Source organism: Micrococcus sp. LASM2_SD2, assembly GCF_057364565.1.
The window spans coordinates 1-1,086 of record NZ_JBNFOB010000401.1; the positions used below are offsets into that span (position 1 = coordinate 1).

The following is a 1,086-nucleotide window of genomic DNA, read 5'->3' on the forward strand; positions in this document are numbered from 1 at the left end:
GCGGCGCGCACTGGGCAGCGCGGTCGGAGGTGCGGCAGGGGCGCCCACCGACCGGTGGACGCCCCTGCTCACGCCGGTCGTCGCGACCGGGACACGGAGGTGTCAGCCCTCGTCCGGGCCGCCCGGGGCGGAGGCGATCTCGTCCTGGGCGGGGGCCTCGACCTTCTCCACGGCACCCCAGTCGCCGAACTCGAGCGCGGAGACCTCACCGGACTCGGCGTCCTTCAGCTCGAGGGCCACCAGGCGGCCGTCCTCATCCACGAGGAACGCCTGCAGCGCGGACATGTCCAGCTCGTTCAGGGCGGAGTCGGCCGCACCCTGCCCGGCGTCCGAATCCCCCGCCTGGTTCTCGGCGGCGGCGTCCGCCACCTCCTGTGGGACGGCGTAGCGGTAGACCGTGCGCCCGTCGCGGTCGACCTCCTGGCGCTCGGAGTCGGCGTCGTCGAGGGCACCCTCCCCGGGCAGGCCCGCCAGGAGGTCGTCACGCACCGAGCCCATCATCCCGCGCTCCTGCTCGGGGATGTCCTGCTCGATCCACGTGTCCCCCAGGCCCAGCATGGCCATCGCCTGCTCGTCCATCTGCTCGCCGGAGAGGTCCATCCTCATGTAGCCCTTGGCGCCCACCTCGCGGACGACCATGGTCATGTCCATCTCCCCGCCGGTCATCTCCATGGTCATCTCGGCGTTGGGCTCGGTGGTGAAGCCGGCCAGGTCGAAGGTGCCGGCGGTCGGGGCGCCCTCCGCATCCTCTCCGGCGGCGTCCTCCGGCATCTCGCTGGTGATGCGGAACGACTCGGCCTGTTCCAGGTGGGCCCGGGCGTCGTCCCAGGCGTCTCCGGCGGTCGGATCGCCGCCGCAGGCCGAGAGCGTCAACGCCGCAGCGGCCGCCAGCGAGGTCAGCCCGACCGCGCGCAGGGGTCGGCGGCCTCCGGTGGTGGTCGACACGGTCATGGGCGCTGCGTCCTTCCCTCGGTCCGTGACGGACGTCCCCGTCGCACGGCCCCGCCGGCCCGGGTGGTCCAGGGGGTCTGGTCGGTCGCCTCCAGCCTATCCGCCGCCGAGGTCCCCGCCCGGGGCACGCGGAGG

General features: G+C 74.0%; 1 protein-coding gene. It reads right to left on the reverse strand.

Features of this window, described 5'->3' with window-relative positions; translation table 11 throughout:
- Nucleotides 1–102 precede the first annotated feature (102 nt).
- Complete coding sequence (locus AC2W7A_RS12715) at nt 103–951, reverse strand: hypothetical protein (protein WP_485991649.1); 849 nt, start codon at nt 949–951, stop codon at nt 103–105.
- Nucleotides 952–1,086: the final 135 nt, after the last annotated feature.